The sequence below is a fragment of the Bradyrhizobium manausense genome (assembly GCF_001440035.1).
In the GTDB taxonomy this organism is placed as follows: domain Bacteria; phylum Pseudomonadota; class Alphaproteobacteria; order Rhizobiales; family Xanthobacteraceae; genus Bradyrhizobium; species Bradyrhizobium manausense.
In genome coordinates, this window is sequence record NZ_LJYG01000110.1 from 100,655 (window position 1) to 117,421 (window position 16,767).

At 64.7% G+C, this 16,767-nt stretch carries 14 protein-coding genes; 13 read left to right on the forward strand and 1 reads right to left on the reverse strand.

All coding sequences use genetic code 11. The annotated features are described in order from the left end of the window. The first annotated feature begins 3 nt into the window (after nucleotides 1–3). The 13 genes from AOQ71_RS34875 (at nucleotide 4) to amaB (ending at nucleotide 15,500) form a co-directional block, all read left to right on the forward strand. Nucleotides 4–1,089 (forward strand): ABC transporter ATP-binding protein, encoded by a 1,086-nt coding sequence (locus AOQ71_RS34875; RefSeq protein WP_057757001.1) that lies wholly within the window; start codon nucleotides 4–6, stop codon nucleotides 1,087–1,089. Further along, nucleotides 1,089–2,063: a carbohydrate ABC transporter permease gene (locus AOQ71_RS34880; protein ID WP_057757003.1), complete on the forward strand. Its 975-nt coding sequence runs from the start codon at nucleotides 1,089–1,091 to the stop codon at nucleotides 2,061–2,063. The genes AOQ71_RS34875 and AOQ71_RS34880 overlap by 1 nt, the downstream gene beginning before the upstream one ends. Then, nucleotides 2,063–2,869, forward strand: a complete 807-nt coding sequence (locus AOQ71_RS34885) for a carbohydrate ABC transporter permease (RefSeq protein WP_057757005.1) — start codon at nucleotides 2,063–2,065, stop codon at nucleotides 2,867–2,869. The genes AOQ71_RS34880 and AOQ71_RS34885 overlap by 1 nt, the downstream gene beginning before the upstream one ends. Nucleotides 2,870–2,880: 11 nt before the next feature. Then, the gene (locus AOQ71_RS34890; RefSeq protein WP_057757008.1) at nucleotides 2,881–3,210 is read left to right on the forward strand and encodes a DUF2160 domain-containing protein; all 330 of its coding nucleotides are present in this window, start codon (nucleotides 2,881–2,883) and stop codon (nucleotides 3,208–3,210) included. 77 nt (nucleotides 3,211–3,287) lie between these two features. Then, a complete protein-coding gene (locus tag AOQ71_RS34895; RefSeq protein ID WP_057757010.1) occupies nucleotides 3,288–5,084 on the forward strand; it encodes an ABC transporter substrate-binding protein in 1,797 nt (598 codons plus the stop codon). Nucleotides 5,085–5,467: 383 nt separating this feature from the next. Beyond that, on the forward strand, nucleotides 5,468–6,934 hold the full coding sequence (locus AOQ71_RS34900) for an FAD-binding oxidoreductase (RefSeq protein WP_057757012.1): 1,467 nt from the start codon (nucleotides 5,468–5,470) through the stop codon (nucleotides 6,932–6,934). Between the two features lie 13 nt (nucleotides 6,935–6,947). After that, on the forward strand, nucleotides 6,948–8,027 hold the full coding sequence (locus tag AOQ71_RS34905; protein WP_057757014.1) for an ABC transporter substrate-binding protein: 1,080 nt from the start codon (nucleotides 6,948–6,950) through the stop codon (nucleotides 8,025–8,027). Between the two features lie 26 nt (nucleotides 8,028–8,053). After that, complete coding sequence (locus tag AOQ71_RS34910; protein ID WP_057757016.1) at nucleotides 8,054–9,142, forward strand: ABC transporter ATP-binding protein; 1,089 nt, start codon at nucleotides 8,054–8,056, stop codon at nucleotides 9,140–9,142. Nucleotides 9,143–9,153: 11 nt separating this feature from the next. Continuing rightward, nucleotides 9,154–10,911: an ABC transporter permease subunit gene (locus tag AOQ71_RS34915; protein WP_057757247.1), complete on the forward strand. Its 1,758-nt coding sequence runs from the start codon at nucleotides 9,154–9,156 to the stop codon at nucleotides 10,909–10,911. A gap of 32 nt (nucleotides 10,912–10,943) precedes the next feature. Next, entirely contained in the window at nucleotides 10,944–11,849 is a 906-nt protein-coding gene (gene dapA, locus AOQ71_RS34920) for a 4-hydroxy-tetrahydrodipicolinate synthase (RefSeq protein WP_057757018.1), read from the forward strand. A gap of 12 nt (nucleotides 11,850–11,861) precedes the next feature. Then, nucleotides 11,862–12,740, forward strand: a complete 879-nt coding sequence (locus tag AOQ71_RS34925) for an IclR family transcriptional regulator (RefSeq protein WP_057757020.1) — start codon at nucleotides 11,862–11,864, stop codon at nucleotides 12,738–12,740. Between the two features lie 7 nt (nucleotides 12,741–12,747). Further along, nucleotides 12,748–13,905 carry an alpha-hydroxy acid oxidase gene (locus AOQ71_RS34930; RefSeq protein WP_057757021.1) on the forward strand — a complete coding sequence of 386 codons (1,158 nt, stop codon included), beginning with the start codon at nucleotides 12,748–12,750 and terminating at the stop codon, nucleotides 13,903–13,905. Nucleotides 13,906–13,934: 29 nt separating this feature from the next. Further along, nucleotides 13,935–15,500 carry an L-piperidine-6-carboxylate dehydrogenase gene (gene amaB, locus AOQ71_RS34935; protein WP_057757023.1) on the forward strand — a complete coding sequence of 522 codons (1,566 nt, stop codon included), beginning with the start codon at nucleotides 13,935–13,937 and terminating at the stop codon, nucleotides 15,498–15,500. A gap of 76 nt (nucleotides 15,501–15,576) precedes the next feature. On the opposite strand, the gene AOQ71_RS34940 is transcribed toward amaB, so the two are convergent. Then, complete coding sequence (locus tag AOQ71_RS34940; protein WP_057757025.1) at nucleotides 15,577–16,677, reverse strand: alkene reductase; 1,101 nt, start codon at nucleotides 16,675–16,677, stop codon at nucleotides 15,577–15,579. Between the last annotated feature and the right edge of the window lie 90 nt (nucleotides 16,678–16,767).

The following is a 16,767-nucleotide window of genomic DNA, read 5'->3' on the forward strand; positions in this document are numbered from 1 at the left end:
GCCATGGCCCGCATTGACCTCGTCGATCTCGCCCATTCCTACGGTGGCAATGCCGCGCCGCAGGAAACCTTCGCGCTGAAGCCGGTGACCATGACCTGGCGGCAGGGCGGCGCCTATGCGCTGCTCGGACCAAGCGGCTGTGGCAAGACCACGCTGCTCAACGTGATCTCCGGCATCATCACGCCCTCGCGCGGGAAAATCCTGTTCGACGGCCAGGACATCACACCGCTGTCGACCCAGAAGCGCAACATCGCCCAGGTGTTCCAGTTCCCGGTGATCTACGACACCATGACGGTGGGGGAGAACCTGGCATTTCCGCTGAAGAATCGCGGCGTGCCCAAGGCCGAGATCGACAAGCGCGTCGCCGAGATCGGCCGTCTGCTCGACCTCGAGCCCTACCTGAACCGCAAGGCGACGCGGCTCACCGCCGACGCCAAGCAGAAGATTTCGCTCGGCCGCGGCCTCGTCCGCTCCGATGTCGCCGCCGTGCTGTTCGACGAGCCGCTGACGGTGATCGATCCTGAATTGAAATGGCAGCTCCGCTCCAAGCTGAAGGCGCTGCATCGCGAGCTCGATCTCACGATGATCTATGTCACCCACGATCAGACCGAGGCGCTGACCTTCGCCGACACCGTCGTCGTCATGCATGACGGTCGCGTGGTGCAAAGCGGCACGCCGGCCGAGCTGTTCGACAAGCCCGCCCACACCTTCGTCGGTTATTTCATCGGCTCGCCCGGCATGAACATCCTGCCGGCCGAGGTGAAGGGACGCCAGGCCAGGGTCGACGGCCATGTCATTGCGCTCAACCGCAGCTACGACAACCTGCCCGCAGGGGCCAAGATCGAGATTGGCGTGCGTCCGGAATTCGTCGACGCGGTTGCGCCGGCGTCTGGCCTGCTCAGCGCAAAGATCGAGCGCATCGATGATCTCGGCCGCATCCGTTTCGCGCGCGTCCGCCTCGGCGAGGCCAGGATCGCGGCGCGTGCGCCGGCCGGCTTCACCAGCTCCGACGGCAATGCCGGGCTGAAATTCGATCCGGCACACGTCCACGTCTATGCCGACAGCCTTCTGGTTGAGGGAGCCGCCTGATGGACAAGACCATCAACCAAAAAGCCTGGTTCCTGGTACTGCCGGTGTTCCTGGTCGTCGCCTTCTCCGCGGTGCTGCCGCTGATGACGGTGGTGAACTATTCGATGCAGGACACGTTCGGCAACAACCAGTTCTTCTGGAACGGCGTCGGCTGGTTCAAGGAATTGCTCGATCCCTCGACCGATCTCGGCGGCCGCTTCCTGGCCTCGCTCGGGCGCAATCTGTTCTTCTCGCTGGTGATCCTCGCGATCGAGGTGCCGCTCGGCATCGTCGTCGCGCTGTCGATGCCGCGGCAGGGCTGGACAGTAGCCGCCTGCCTCGTCACCCTCGCACTGCCGCTGCTGATTCCGTGGAACGTCGTCGGCACGATCTGGCAGATCTTCGGCCGTCCCGACATCGGCCTGCTCGGCTATACGCTCAATGCGATGGGCCTCGACTACAACTACGTGGCCAACGCAGTCGACGCCTGGGTCACCGTCATCGTGATGGACGTCTGGCATTGGACCAGCCTCGTCGCGCTGCTCTGCTACGCCGGCCTGAAGTCGATTCCCGAGGCCTATTACCAGGCCGCCCAGATCGACGGCGCCTCGCGCTGGGCCGTGTTCAAGGCGATCCAGCTGCCGAAGATGAACCGCGTGCTCTTGATCGCGGTGCTGCTGCGCTTCATGGACAGTTTCATGATCTATACCGAGCCGTTCGTCGTCACCGGCGGCGGCCCCGGCAACTCGACCACTTTCGTGTCGATCGAGCTCGTCAAGATCGCGCTCGGCCAGTTCGACCTCGGCAAGGCAGCCGCGCTCTCGCTGGTCTACAATCTGATCATCCTGATCGTCTGCTGGATCTTCTACACCGTGATGACCAATGCAGGCGTCGAGCGTAAGGCACAGACGGCGAAGAAGCCGGCGGCGGAGCCCAAGCCCGCAGGCGCGCTCCAGCCCGCGCCCGCGCTCAAGCCGAAGGAAGGAGTGGCCTGATGCATTCGATCCCCGGCCGCCGCCTCATCATGGGGCTGTTCCTGATCTTCCTGATGTTGCCGATCTACTGGCTCGTCAACATGAGCTTCAAGACCAACGGCGAAATCGTCTCGACGATGACGCTGTGGCCGCATACCCCGACGCTGCAGCACTACAAGCGCATCTTCACCGATGAGAGCTGGTATTCCGGCTACATCAACTCGCTGGAATATGTGGTCCTCAACACCATCATCTCGATTTCGGTGGCGCTGCCCGCGGCCTATGCGTTCTCGCGCTATCGCTTCCTCGGCGACAAGCACCTGTTCTTCTGGCTGCTGTCGAACCGCATGGCGCCGGCGGCGGTCTATGCGCTGCCGTTCTTCAACCTCTATTCGGCGATCGGCCTGTTCGATACGCCGTGGGCGGTTGCGCTCGCGCACTGCATCTTCAACGTGCCGCTGGCGGTGTGGATCCTCGAGGGCTTCGTCTCCGGAGTGCCGCGCGAGATCGACGAGACGGCCTTCCTCGACGGCTATTCCTTCCCGCGCTTCTTCGTCCGCATCCTGGTGCCGCTGATCGCGAGCGGCATCGGTGTCGCCGCCTTCTTCTGCTTCATGTTCTCCTGGGTCGAGCTGCTGCTGGCGCGGACGCTGACCTCGGTGCAGGCCAAGCCGATCGCGGCGATCATGACGCGCACGGTGTCGGCAGCCGGCATGGATTGGGGCCTGCTGGCGGCCGCCGGCGTTCTCACCATCATTCCGGGCGCGCTCGTGATCTGGTTTGTCCGCAACTACATCGCGCGCGGTTTTGCGCTCGGTCGCGTCTAAGGGAGGCAATCATGGAATCCATTGCATGGATGGCCTGGACGCTGCCGACGGCGATCTTCTTCGTCGCGCTCGCCTGCACGCTCGCGGTGATGACGTGGCTCGCGGCTGCTTATCCCGAGGCCGAGCGTGTCGGCGTGCTCAGCATTCCGACCACGCGCGGTGATCGCCTGTTCATCTCGCTGATTCTCGCGGCCGTCATTCACCTGGTGTGGATCGGCCTCGTCGGCACCGACCCGATCGCATCGGTGCCGATCGGTGAAGAGAGCATCGAGATTTCGAGCCTGTGGCTCGCAAGTGGAATTTCGCTGGTCACGGCCGTGCTCATATTTCGCACGGTCTGAAGCTCGCGAAGGGACGGCCAGATCCGGGAGGCAACCCGGGCCTGTATAAAAGTTTGTCGCTGCAACGGAGGAACAACATGCGACAGTTTAGGAGAAGGAAAGGTCCATTGACCAAAATCAGCTTTCTGACCGTATCGAGCGCCGCGGCCATTCTCGCCACCGCGTTCGCTGCCTCGGCGCCGGTCCGCGCCGCGGACGACGCCACGATCCAGAAGTGGATCGCGGAATTCCAGCCCTCGACCCTGTCGAAGGAAGACCAGAAGAAAGAGCTGGAATGGTTCGCCAAGGCGGCCGAGCCCTTCAAGGGCATGGAGATCAACGTCGTCTCCGAAACCATCACGACCCACGAATACGAGTCGCAGACGCTGGCCAAGGCGTTCACCGAGCTCACTGGCATCAAGCTCAAGCACGACATCATCCAGGAAGGTGACGTCGTCGAGAAGCTGCAGACCCAGATGCAGTCCGGCAAGAACGTGTACGACGGCTGGATCAACGACTCGGACTTGATCGGCACGCACTTCCGCTACGGCCAGACCATCGTTCTGTCGGACTACATGACCGGCGAGGGCAAGGACGTCACGGATCCGATGCTCGACGTCAACGACTTCATCGGCAAGTCGTTCACGACCGCGCCGGACGGCAAGCTCTATCAGCTTCCCGACCAGCAGTTCGCGAACCTCTATTGGTTCCGCTACGACTGGTTCACCAACCCGGACTACAAGGCCAAGTTCAAGGCCAAGTATGGCTACGATCTCGGCGTGCCCGTGAACTGGTCGGCGTATGAAGATATCGCCGAGTTCTTCACCAACGACATCAAGGAGATCAACGGCGTCAAGGTCTATGGCCATATGGACTATGGCAAGAAGGACCCGTCGCTCGGATGGCGTTTCACCGACGCCTGGCTCTCGATGGCCGGCAACGGTGACAAGGGCATCCCGAACGGCCTGCCGGTCGACGAGTGGGGCATCCGCATGGAAGGCTGCCGCCCGGTCGGCTCGTCAGTCGAACGTGGTGGCGACACCAACGGTCCTGCGGCAGTCTACTCGATCACCAAGTACCTCGAGTGGCTGAAGAAGTACGCGCCGCCGCAGGCGCAGGGCATGACCTTCTCTGAAGCAGGCCCCGTGCCGGCTCAGGGCAACATCGCCCAGCAGATGTTCTGGTACACCGCCTTCACCGCCGACATGGTGAAGCCGGGCATCGCCGTGATGAACGCGGACGGTACGCCGAAGTGGCGTATGGCTCCGTCGCCGCATGGCGCCTACTGGAAGGAAGGCATGAAGCTCGGCTACCAGGACGCCGGCTCCGTGACGCTGTTGAAGTCGACCCCGGCGGATCGCCGCAAGGCAGCCTGGCTCTATCTCCAGTTCATCATCTCCAAGACGGTGTCGCTGAAGAAGAGCCATGTCGGTCTCACCTTCATCCGTGAATCCGACATCTGGGACAAGTCGTTCACCGAGCGTGCGCCGAAGCTCGGCGGCCTGATCGAGTTCTACCGCTCGCCCGCGCGCGTGCAGTGGACCCCGACCGGCAACAACGTGCCTGACTATCCGAAGCTTGCGCAGCTGTGGTGGCAGAACATCGGCGATGCGTCGTCCGGTTCGAAGACGCCGCAAGCCGCGATGGATGCGCTGGCCGCTGCCCAGGACTCCGTGATGGAACGTCTGGAGAAGTCCGGCGTCCAGGGCAAATGCGGTCCGAAGCTGAACAAGAAGGAGTCGGCCGAGTACTGGTTCGCAAAGGCCGAGAAGGACGGCACCATCGCGCCGCAGCGCAAGCTCGCCAACGAGAAGCCGAAGGGCGAGACGGTTGACTACGACACGCTGATCAAGTCGTGGCCGGCCAGCCCGCCCAAGCGCGCCTCGCTGCAGTAAGCAACGTCTCACAACGACGACGAAAGGCCGGGAGCAATCCCGGCCTTTTTGTTTTGGTGCACGCTCCGGTGCTTCCACACCGATTGCGAGCGCAGCGAAGCAGGGGGGACTCTGGATTGCTTCGCGGAGCCTGTCATCGGGCCGCGCTTCGCGCGGACCCGGTGGCTCGCAACGACGCCCTTGTTGAGGAAGGCGCCCNCCCGCCACGCCTCGGTGTCGTCCTGGCGAAGGCCAGGACGACACCGGGCGAAGGCCGCGCACCCAAGCTTGACTCCCCGTCGCATCGAATTCATGATCAGCTTAATGCGATTGAAGTAATCGTATTGCGATTACAAGCGCAGACGCCGTTTGGGCCGGCATCGGCCCGTCCCGGAGGTCGGTAGATGCCATTGATCGAGGCGTTCAGGCAGTTGCTGGGCGACACGGCCGTGCTGACGCGCGAGGAGGATCTCGCTGGCCTCACCGAGGATTGGCGCGGCCGGTTTCACGCGCCGGCGCTCTGCGCGGTGCTGCCCTCGACCACCGAACAGGTTGCCGCCATCATCCGTCTCTGCGTCGCCCATGACACGCCGGTACTGCCGCAGGGCGGCAATACCAGCCTTTGCGGAGGCGCGACGCCGTCGGGGCAGGGCAAGCCACCGGTCATCGTCGCGCTGACGCGCATGCGCCGGATCCGCTCGCTGGATCCCGTCAACAACACCATGGTGGTCGATGCCGGCTGCGTGCTGGCGACTGTTCAGGAGGTCGCCGCGTCCGCTGGTCGGCTTTATCCCGTCAGCCTCGGCGCCGAAGGCTCCTGCCAGATCGGCGGCAATATCGGCACCAATGCCGGCGGCACCGGCGTGCTCCGCTACGGCAACACGCGCGACAACGTGCTCGGGCTGGAAGTCGTCCTGCCGGATGGTTCGGTCTGGGACGGCCTTTACGCGCTGCGCAAGAACAATACCGGCTACGATCTCAAGCATCTCTTTATCGGCTCTGAAGGCACGCTCGGCATCATCACCGGCGCGGTGCTGAAGCTGCATCCGCTGCCGACGGCGGAGTCCGTCGCCTGGCTCGCGGTCGACAGTCCGCAGGCCGCGCTCAAGGTGCTCGGCCTGTTCCAGGCGTCGTGCAGTTCGCGGCTTTCCGCTTTCGAGCTGATGAATGCGAAGCAGATTGAACTCGTGCTCGAGCAGGTGCCGGGCCGGCGCTGCCCGGTCGCGGAGATCGACGCCTGGCACGTCCTTGTCGAACTCTCCGACACCGGCGATGCAGCCGCGCTCGCGGCGACGATGCAGACGGTGCTCGAGCAGGCGCTCGAGACCGGGCTCGTCCGCGACGGCGTGGTCGCCACCAGCGAGGCCCAGCGCAAGGCGATGTGGCTGGTGCGTCACAGCGTGTCGGAGGCCAACAAGAAAGCGGGCGTCGGCTTGACCTCGGATACCGCGGTGCCGGTCTCGACCGTGCCTGATTTCATCGACCAGGCCATGGCAGCCGTGCGCGCGATCGTGCCGGGTCTGCCGTTCATCATCGTCGGCCATATGGGCGACGGCAACATCCATCTCATCCCCTTCTTCAGCTTTGCCGAATGGGACGCGCTGCCGAACCGCGACGAGACTGCGCAGCGGATCCGGCGCGCCATGAACGATGTCGCCAGTTCCTTGCGTGGCACCTTCAGCGCCGAGCATGGCGTCGGGCGCACGCTGACCGGCGAGATGATCCGCTACAAGCCGCCGGTCGAGCTCGCTCTGATGCGCGCCGTGAAACAGGCGTTCGACCCGTCGGGCCTGTTCAATCCCGGCCGCGTTCTGCCGCCGTCGTCGGCGACTGAGGTGACCGCAACTTCGCCGACCAATGCAACATCGTAGAGAGGGGACTGACATGACAAACGCATCGAAGCTCATTACTTCCCGCCGTCGTCTGCTGCTTGGCGCCGGAGCCGTCGCGCTGGCCGCACCGTCCGTCTGGTCGCCGTCGCGCGCCGCTGGCAAGCGCATCGTCGTGCGCGACGATGGCGGCATCTACACCAAGGCCTATGGTGCGGTGTTCTACCGTCCGTTCACCGAAGCGACCGGCATCGAGGTCGTCGGCGTGCAGGCCAATGCCGAGCCGGTCGCGCAGATCAAGACCATGGTCGATACCAAGAACTACACCTGGGACATGGCCAAGATCTCCTGGCCCGCGATCGAGATCCTGACCAGCGGCGGCAAGCAATATCTGGAGAAGCACGGTCTCGAATCCGAACCGGTCATCAAGTCGATCCCGTCTGAATTTGCTTCGCCCTACGGTGTCGCCACCAACGTCTACACCACCGTGCTGGCCTACCGCACGGACGCCTTCAAGGGCCGCAAGGCGCCGCAGTCCTGGGCTGATTTCTGGAACGTGGCGGAGTTTCCGGGACGCCGCGCCGTGCGCAAGCATCCGTTCGACACGATCGAGCAGGCGCTGATGGGGGCGGGCGTGCCCACCGCGCAGGTCTACCCCTGCGATCTCGACAAGGCCTTTGCCTCGCTCGACAAGATCAAGCCGCAGGTCGCGGTGTGGTGGACCAGCGGCGCGCAGGTCGAGCAGATGCTGACCTCGGGCGAGATCGATCTGCTGCCGACCTGGGTGTCGCGTCCCCAGGCCGCCCAAGCAGCCGGCGCGCCGGTCGAGATCGTCTGGAATCAGGGAATCTGGGGCGGCGACAATTGGTCGATCCTGTCAGGCACGCCGAATGCCGATGCCTGCCGCGAGTTCATCAAGTTCGCCTCCGATCCGAAGCGGCAGGCGGCGCTGGTCGAATATTTCCCGGCCGGTCTCACGCAGCCGGAGGCCTTCAATTACGTCAAGCCCGAGGTCGCGAAGAACTGCCCGACCTACCCTGACAACATCAAGGCCGGGCTGAAGATCAACGCCAAGTACTGGCTCGACAACCAGGCCGCCGTCATCGAGCGCTTCAACAGCTGGATCCTGGCTTGATCGGGTCAAACGGATCGGAGAGGCCCATGGTCTCGTCGAGCCTGTGCATTCGCGAGCTCTGCAAGCGCTACGGCGATTTCGTGGCCTTGGCGCCGACCAGCCTCGACGTCGCCAAGGGTGAATTCCTCACCCTGCTCGGCCCGTCGGGATCAGGCAAGACCACACTGCTCAGCCTGATCGCCGGGCTCGCCCAGCCCGACGAGGGACAGATCCTCATCGACGATGCCGACGTCACGCATAGCCCGGCCTATGACCGCGACATCGGCGTCGTGTTCCAGAACTACGCCCTGTTTCCTCACATGACGATCGAGGACAACATCGCGTTTCCGCTGAAGATGCGGAAGGTGTCGGATGCGGAAGCCCGCCGGCGCGCTGGCGAGGCGCTGGAGACGGTACGCCTGCCGCACGTCGCAAAGCGCTATCCGCGCGAGCTGTCCGGCGGCCAGCAGCAGCGTATCGCGCTGGCGCGCTGCATCGTCTATCGCCCTGCGATCATCCTGATGGACGAGCCGCTCGGGGCGCTCGACAAGAAGCTGCGCGACCAGATGCAGCTCGAGATCAAGCGCATCCATCGCGAGCTCGGCACCACGATCGTCTATGTCACCCACGACCAGGAGGAGGCGATGACCATGTCGGATCGCATCTGCCTGATGAATGCGGGTGCGATCGAGCAGCTCGGCACGCCGCAGGATCTTTACTTCCGGCCGCGCTCGCTGTTCGTCGCCGACTTCCTCGGCGAGTCCAACCTGCTCAGCGCCACCGTGCGTGGCGTCGACGGCGAGGGGCTCGACATCGTCCTCGCCGAGCAGCTTGCGGCCTCGCGCGCGGTCGGCAATGGCTCGCGTTTCGCCGCCGGCGAACCCATCAAGGTCATGGTGCGCCCGCAGAACCTCTTGGTCGGCGAGGGCGGCCAGCTGTCCGGACGTCTCACCGACGTGATGATCAGCGGAAGCCTGACTCGGCTCTACATCGCGCCGGAGGCTGCGGGCCTGCCCCAGCTCGTGGCCGCGCATCCGACCCGCAGCGGCTCTCCGCCTTACGAGATCGGCCAACGCCTGTCACTCGGATGGCATGCGGCGGATGCCGTCGCGATCCATGAGGGGAAGGGGATCTGAACTTGGCCACCATGCGCGCGATATCGCAGAGGCTGGGCTGGACGCGGGCCGCAATGGGCGCGCCGCTGGTGCTGCTGCTCGTGCTTTTCCTGGTCTATCCCGTCGGCCAGCTGCTGCTGCTCAGCGTCCATGGCGACAATGGCTTCACGCTCGCGCAATATCGCCAGCTGTTTGCTTCATCGGTCTATCTCGACGTTCTCCTGATCACCCTGAAGATCTCGCTGGTGACGACGCTGGTCTGCGTCGTCACCGGCTATCCGATCGCCTATCTGATCTCGGGCGTCGGCAAGGAGCGAAAGGCGACGCTGCTGTTCTGGGTGCTGCTGTCGTTCTGGACAAGCTTTCTGGTTCGCGCCTTCGCCTGGATCGTGCTGCTCGGACGCAACGGCGTCATCAACAAGCTCCTGCTCTGGCTCGGCATCATCTCGAGTCCCGCGAGCCTGCTCTACAATTTCGGCAGCGTCCTGGTCGGCATGGTCAACGCGCTGCTGCCGCTCGCGGTGCTGACCATGCTCTCGGTGATGGAGAACATCGACCGCAATCTGCCGCGCGCCGCCGCCACGCTCGGGGCGCGTCCGGGCATGGCGTTCTGGAAGATCTATTTTCCGCTGTCGCTGCCCGGCGTTGCCGCTGCCGGGATCATGGTGTTCGTCACCGCGATCGGCTTCTTCATCGTGCCTGCGCTGCTCGGCGGGCGCCGCGAGACCATGATCACGCAGCTCATCATCGACCAGGTGCAGCAGACCATGAACTGGGGCTTTGCCGGTGCGATCTCGGTGCTGCTGCTGGTCGTCGTCCTCATCGTCTTTGCCGCCTATGACCGGCTGCTCGGCCTGTCGACCATGACCGGCGCATCGGCGCCGCGCAATGCCAAGCCGTCGCGCCTGTCGGGCCCGGTCGTGCGGGCAGGCGATGCGCTGCTTACGCTGCTCGGTGCGATCTCCGACCGCATCATTCTGCTGCTGTCGTCGCGCCGCCGCGACCGCAATCCCGATCAGGCCGGCATGGGCTTGCAGGCCTTCGTCTGGACCATGCTGCTCGTCATGAGCGCGCCGACAATTCTGATGATCCCGCTATCGTTCGGCAATGGCGGCCTCAATTGGCCCCCACAGGGCTTTACCCTGCATTGGTACGAGACGGTATTGAGCTCGCCGGTCTGGACCCAGGCCATGCTGCGCTCGCTGCTGGTCGGCATCGGCACCGGGCTGCTCGCCATGCTGATCGGCACGCCAGCCGCGTTCCTGCTGGTGCGCAGCGACATCAGCGGCAAGGCGGCGTGGCTCGCCTTCATCCTGTCGCCGATCGTGGTGCCGCGGATGATCATCGCGGTCGGCCTGTTCTACGTGTTCGCGCGCATCGGCCTCGTCGGCAGCGCCGTCGGGCTCGTTCTCGGCCACACCGTCGTCGCGGTGCCCTACGTGGTCATCACCATGATGGCGGTGCTGCGCAATTACGACACGCGGCTCGATCAGGCCGCGCAGAGCCTCGGGGCGCGTCCGCTTGCGACGCTGCGCTACGTCACCTTCCCGATCCTCGCTGCAGGCATGATGTCGTCCTTCCTGTTTGCGTTTGCGACCTCGTTCGACGAGCTCACCATCGCGCTGTTTGCCACCGGCGGGCTCAACGCGACGCTGCCCAAACAGTTCTGGGACGAGGTGACGCTTCAGGTCTCGCCTGTGATCGCCGCCGTCTCGACCTGTCTGTTCGTTTTCATGGGGCTTCTCATCTTCGTCGCCGAACGCCTGCGCCGGCGTGCCGCCGCGAGATAGAAGCGCCGCCGTCCAACCAGAGGTTCTCAAGTATGCTCACTGCCATCAGTCTCCGCGGCCTGTTCCCGGCCATTCCGACCCCGGTCAAGGCCGACGACACCATCGATGCCGGCGCGGTCTCTTCCATGTTCACCTGGCTCAACAAGCAGGGTATCGACGGCGTGGTGCCGCTCGGCGGCACGGGCGAATATGGCGCGCTGGCTAGATCCGAGCGGATCAAGATGGCTGGCCTGTCGGTGAAGGCGATGTCGGGCAAGGGCCCGGTCATCGCCGGCGTGCTCGACACCGGCTTCCACGATGCCTTGCAGGCCGGCCGCGAATTCGCAGCCGAGGGCGTGGACGGCCTGCTGGTTCTCACGCCATACTATACCAATCCGACCCAGGCGGGCGTTCGCGACTATTTCCTGCGCTATGCCGATGCCTCGCCGGTGCCTATCCTGATCTACGAGATTCCCTATCGCACCCGGATCGCGATCGAGCCCAAGATCCTGCATGAGCTCTCCAGGCATCCCAACATCATCGGCATGAAGGCCTGCAATCTCGACATGTACCATTTCCTCCAGGTCGTGGCCGGCGTCGACGAGAGCTTTGCGGTGCTGAGCGGAGAGGACAGCCTGTTTCCGTTGCATCTCGCAGCGGGCGCGAAGGGCGGCATCATCGTCACCGCGTGCCTGTTGCCACGCGCATGGCACCGGATCTTCGAGACGGCGACGGCAGGCAAGACGGCGGAGGCGTTGAGCCTGCATCGCCGCCTGATCCCGCTGATGAACATGGCGTTCGCCGAGACCAACCCGGGACCGATGAAGGCGGTGATGGACATGGTCGGCGTCGAGGCGCCGCGCATGCTGGCGCCGCTGGTGCAGCCCGCGCCGGCGCTGGTCGCCTCCTTGCGCGCCGAGCTCGGCCGGCAGCTGGCGATCTCGGAGGGTATCGCATGAGAGGGTGGCAGCATGGCGCGTAGCAGCCGCGCGAGCGGCGGCCGGCCTGTCAAGGCAAAGGCCGTCAAGGCGAGCGGGAAAACCAGCGTGAAGGCGACGGACAAGGCCGACGAGCCGCGCTCGTCCTTGTTCGTCGGCTCGACCGAAAAGGCGTTCCAGGTCCTGCATGCCTTCGACGGGCCGCAGCGTTACATGACACTTGCTGACATCGCGCGCGCCGCCGATCTCGACCGCAGCGCCACCCAGCGCCTGGTCTACACGCTTGAGACCCTCGGCTATCTCAAGCGCATCGAGGGCACGCGGAACTATGGCCTCACCTCGAAGGTCCTGCAGTTCTCCCATAGCTATCTCAAGGCCAACGAACTCGTCGACAAGGCCTCGCCCTATCTGCTCGACATGAGCCGCAATCTTGGCGAGACCTGCAACCTGCATGAGCTCGACGGCCACGAGGTCGTGTTCGTGGCGCGCTTTCCCGGGCAGCACCTGATCCATATCGATTTCGTGATCGGAAGCCGGCTTCCGGCCTACTTCACGGCTTCCGGCATAGCCATCCTGGCGGCCCTTCCTGAAGCAGAGCAACAGGACCTCCTGAAGCGGACGCGGCTTGAGCCGCTGACGCCTTACACGATTACGGACCCTGTCAAGCTCGCAGAGCAGGTGCACCTGGCCGCCAAACGCGGCTATTCGATCCAGATCAACCAAAGCGTCATGGGCGACATTTCCGTTGCGGCGCCGATCATCGACGAGCACGGGCGGCCTATCGCTGCGGTCAACATCTCCGTGCCCACGACGCGATGGACCACCGAGCGTGTCGAGGCCGAGCTCGTTCAGCACGTTCACGTCGCCGCAACCTCGATCTCCAAGTCCAAGTTCAAACGCTACGCGGCCTGAAACGCCGATGCCGATGCTCCTCAATGCCAGCGACTATCGCAGCCGCGCGCGACAATTCCTCCCGCGCGGGCTGTTCGAGTATATCGATCGCGGCTCCGAGGACGAAACCGCGCTGGCGCGCCTGCGCGGCTCGCTCGACGCCATTACCTTGCTGCCCGCGGTCCTGACGGGGCGCGACAGGTGCGATCTCGACACGGTGTTGTTCGGCCGGAGGATCGCTGCGCCCCTCATTGTCGCGCCGACGGCGCTCGCCGGTCTTGTTTCGCATGACGGTGAGACGAAGCTCGCCCGCGCGGCCTCGCGCATCGGCATTCCCGTCTGCATCTCGACGCAATCGGTGACATCAATCGAGGCGATCCGGCGCGGCGCGCCGGATGCCCTGCTCTGGTTCCAGCTCTATGTCTGGCGCGATCGCGCCCTGACCGCGCGGCTCCTGGAGCGTGCGAGCGCATGTGGCTGCGACAACCTGCTCGTCACCGTCGATACGCCGGTCTCGCCGAACCGGGAGTATAATGAACGCAACGGTTTCGGCATTCCCTTCAAGCCGCGGCTGCGCAGCATGATCGACGTGGCACTGCATCCCGGTTGGCTGTTCGGGGTTCTCGCGCACTATCTCATGGGCGAGGGTGTGCCGACCTATGGCCACTATCCGGAAGCGTTCCGCACCGCCATCACCCGCGCTGACATCGCCGAGGCGGTCCGGATCGAGCCGCACCTGAGCTGGGACGACATGCGCTGGCTGCGCGAGATCTGGCCGGGTAAGCTCACCATCAAGGGCGTGCTCGCGGTGGACGATGCTGAAAGGGCGGCCGGGATCGGTGCCGACGGCATCGTGGTCTCGGTTCATGGCGGGCGCAATCTCGACTGTCTGCCGCCTCCCGCGGACTGCATTCCGGCGATCGTGGCTGCCGTGAAGGGACGTCTGACGATTCTGGCCGACAGCGGCGTCCGGCGCGGCACCGACGTCCTCAAATATCTTGCGCTCGGCGCGGAAGCCGTGCTTCTCGGTCGCTTGCCGCTGTGGGGACTTGCGGCCGGCGGGGAGCAAGGCGCCGAAGCCGTCCTGCGCATGGTCCTGCGCGAGATGGAGACCGGGATGGCGTTCCTGGGAGCGCATTGCGTTCCCGCCTTGCGGAACGGGCGCACGAGCGAGCAACCGAACTAAGATCAACTCCAACATTTTGGAAAGCCGCCATGTCCGTCAAATCAGCACCGCAGACGCATACCGCCAACGCCGATCTCGCCGGCGAAGTCGACAGGCTTCTCGCCGAACTCGGCGTCAAGCGCTCCGACTATACGGAGGGCACCATCGTCGTGCGTACGCCGATCACTGGCGGGATCATTGGCCGCGTCGCGGAGATCGGCGCAGCCGAAGCGGCCGGCGCGATCGAGCAGGCGCACGCGGCGTATCTCGGCTGGCGGCTGGTGCCGCCACCCAAGCGAGGGGAGCTCGTGCGGCTGTTCGGCGAGGAGCTCCGCGCCAGCAAGGAGGCCTTGGGCCGGCTGGTGTCGATCGAGGTCGGCAAGATCGTCTCCGAGGGTCTTGGCGAGGTTCAGGAAATGATCGACATCTGCGATTTCGCGGTCGGCCTGTCGCGGCAGCTCTACGGCCTGACGATCGCCACCGAGCGTGGCGAGCATCGCATGATGGAAAGCTGGCATCCGCTTGGCGTCACCGGCATCATCTCTGCGTTCAATTTTCCGGTCGCCGTGTGGGCCTGGAACGCAGCCCTGGCGCTGGTGTGCGGCAACAGCCTGGTCTGGAAGCCGTCCGAGAAGACACCGCTCACCGCGCTTGCGACACACGCCCTGTTTGGGCGTGCGGTCAAACGCTTCAACGAAGCTGGCGGCGATGCGCCGCAGGGGCTTGCCGCAGTGCTGTTCGGCGGCCGCGAGATCGGCGAGCTGCTCGTCGACCATGCGAAGGTGCCTCTGGTCTCGGCAACCGGGTCCACGGCGATGGGACGCGCGGTCGGTCCGCGGCTCGCCAGCCGGTTCGCCCGGGCGCTGCTCGAACTCGGCGGCAACAACGCCGCGATCGTCGCGCCGACGGCCGACCTCGATCTCACCCTGCGCGGCGTTGCCTTTGCCGCGATGGGAACGGCGGGACAGCGCTGCACGACGTTGCGCCGCCTGTTCGTCCACGAGAGCATCTATGACAGCTTTGTGCCGCGCCTGAAGCAGGCCTATGCGTCCGTCACCGTCGGCTCTCCGCTGCAAGGCGGTAACCTGGTTGGTCCGCTGATCGACGGCGCGGCCTATCGCGCGATGCAGATTGCGCTCGAGGCTGCGAGCGCTGCCGGAGGTCAAGTCCAAGGTGGCGAGCGCATCGCCATCGAAGGGGCGGCCGACGCTTACTATGTCCGCCCGGCGCTGGTCGAGATCGCGACGCAGACCGGACCGGTGAAGCACGAGACCTTTGCGCCGATCCTCTACGTGATGAAATATCGCGATTTCGATGCCGTGCTCGAATTGCACAATGCCGTTCCGCAGGGGCTGTCCTCGTCCATCTTCACCAATGATCTGCGCGAAGCGGAAACATTCTTGTCGGCGCGTGGCTCTGACTGCGGCATTGCCAACGTCAATATCGGCCCATCCGGCGCGGAGATCGGAGGCGCCTTCGGCGGCGAGAAGGAGACTGGCGGCGGACGCGAGTCCGGATCCGACGCGTGGAAAACCTATATGCGGCGCACGACCAACACCGTCAATTACGGCCGCACGCTCCCGCTGGCTCAAGGCGTCAAGTTCGACGTGGTGTGAGTGCGCGGCGTACTGTCATGCCCCGTCTTTGCGCAATTACGCACCAGGCGGGGCATGACAGCGTTGGCGTGGGAACCTACTCCGCCGGCTCGGCCGCCAGCGTCGGGTAGTCCGTGTAGCCCTTGGCGCCGCCGCCATAGAAGGTGTTCTTGTCCCAATCGTTCAGCGCCGCGCCCTGCTTCAGCCGCTCGACCAGGTCGGGGTTGGAGATGAAGGGCTTGCCAAAGGCGATGAGATCGGCCGCGTTGGCGTCGAGCACCTTGGTGGCGAGGTCGAAATCGTAGCCGTTGTTGGCGACGTAGGCACCCGCGAAGCGCTTGCGGATGCTCGCATAGTCGAACGGGGCGACGTCGCGCGGACCGCCGGTGGCACCTTCCACGACGTGGAGATAGACGAGCTTCAAGGCGCTGAGGCCGTCGACGATATGGTCATACAGCGCCTGCGGGTTGGAATCCGAGATGTCGTTGGCGGGCGTCACCGGCGAGATGCGGATGCCGGTGCGGTCGGCGCCGGCTTCAGTCGCGACGGCCTTGGAGACCTCAAGCATCAGCCTGGCACGGTTCTCGATTGAGCCGCCATAGGCATCGGTACGCTTGTTGGCGCCGTCCTTGGCGAACTGTTCGAGCAGATAGCCGTTGGCGCCGTGAATCTCGACGCCGTCGAAACCGGCCTCCAGCGCGTTCTTCGCAGCGCGCTTGAAATCGTCGATGATGCCTGGAATTTCGGAGAGCTCGAGCGCGCGGGGCTCGGAGACGTCGGCGAAAGTGCCGTTCACGAAGGTCTTGCCCTTGGCGCGGATCGCGCTCGGCGCCACCGGCGCTGCGCCACCGGCCTGCAGATCGACATGCGAGATGCGGCCGACATGCCAGAGCTGGATGAAGATCTTGCCGCCGCGCTCATGCACCTTGTCGGTGACCTTGCGCCAGCCGGCGACCTGGTCCTTGCTGTAGATGCCGGGGGTGTCCTGATAGCCCTGGCCCTGTTGCGACACCTGGCTCGCTTCGGTGATCAGCAGGCCTGCGGAAGCGCGTTGGCCGTAATACTCGGCGGCGAGAGGGGAAGGGACGAAGCTGCCGGGCGCGGCGCGGTTGCGCGTCAGCGGCGCCATCACGAGGCGGTTGGCCAGCGTGATCGGGCCGAGCTTGTAGGTCTCAAACAATTTGGTCGAGCGGCTCATTGAGGATGATTCCAGAGGTTAAGGGGTCTGGAACACTTGTGCATTGCGACATCGGGCGCAAGAGACGAGCCATACGGAAAGTGCAGGCGA

What these genes read in the sequence shown, in the direction of transcription:
- AOQ71_RS34875 (WP_057757001.1), top strand. Translation starts at nt 4, where the DNA reads ATGGCCCGCATTGACCTCGTCGATCTCGCCCATTCCTACGGTGGCAAT.
- AOQ71_RS34880 (WP_057757003.1), top strand. Translation starts at nt 1,089, where the DNA reads ATGGACAAGACCATCAACCAAAAAGCCTGGTTCCTGGTACTGCCGGTG.
- AOQ71_RS34885 (WP_057757005.1), top strand. Translation starts at nt 2,063, where the DNA reads ATGCATTCGATCCCCGGCCGCCGCCTCATCATGGGGCTGTTCCTGATC.
- AOQ71_RS34890 (WP_057757008.1), top strand. Translation starts at nt 2,881, where the DNA reads ATGGAATCCATTGCATGGATGGCCTGGACGCTGCCGACGGCGATCTTC.
- AOQ71_RS34895 (WP_057757010.1), top strand. Translation starts at nt 3,288, where the DNA reads ATGCGACAGTTTAGGAGAAGGAAAGGTCCATTGACCAAAATCAGCTTT.
- AOQ71_RS34900 (WP_057757012.1), top strand. Translation starts at nt 5,468, where the DNA reads ATGCCATTGATCGAGGCGTTCAGGCAGTTGCTGGGCGACACGGCCGTG.
- AOQ71_RS34905 (WP_057757014.1), top strand. Translation starts at nt 6,948, where the DNA reads ATGACAAACGCATCGAAGCTCATTACTTCCCGCCGTCGTCTGCTGCTT.
- AOQ71_RS34910 (WP_057757016.1), top strand. Translation starts at nt 8,054, where the DNA reads ATGGTCTCGTCGAGCCTGTGCATTCGCGAGCTCTGCAAGCGCTACGGC.
- AOQ71_RS34915 (WP_057757247.1), top strand. Translation starts at nt 9,154, where the DNA reads ATGCGCGCGATATCGCAGAGGCTGGGCTGGACGCGGGCCGCAATGGGC.
- dapA (WP_057757018.1), top strand. Translation starts at nt 10,944, where the DNA reads ATGCTCACTGCCATCAGTCTCCGCGGCCTGTTCCCGGCCATTCCGACC.
- AOQ71_RS34925 (WP_057757020.1), top strand. Translation starts at nt 11,862, where the DNA reads ATGGCGCGTAGCAGCCGCGCGAGCGGCGGCCGGCCTGTCAAGGCAAAG.
- AOQ71_RS34930 (WP_057757021.1), top strand. Translation starts at nt 12,748, where the DNA reads ATGCCGATGCTCCTCAATGCCAGCGACTATCGCAGCCGCGCGCGACAA.
- amaB (WP_057757023.1), top strand. Translation starts at nt 13,935, where the DNA reads ATGTCCGTCAAATCAGCACCGCAGACGCATACCGCCAACGCCGATCTC.
- AOQ71_RS34940 (WP_057757025.1), bottom strand. Translation starts at nt 16,677, where the DNA reads ATGAGCCGCTCGACCAAATTGTTTGAGACCTACAAGCTCGGCCCGATC.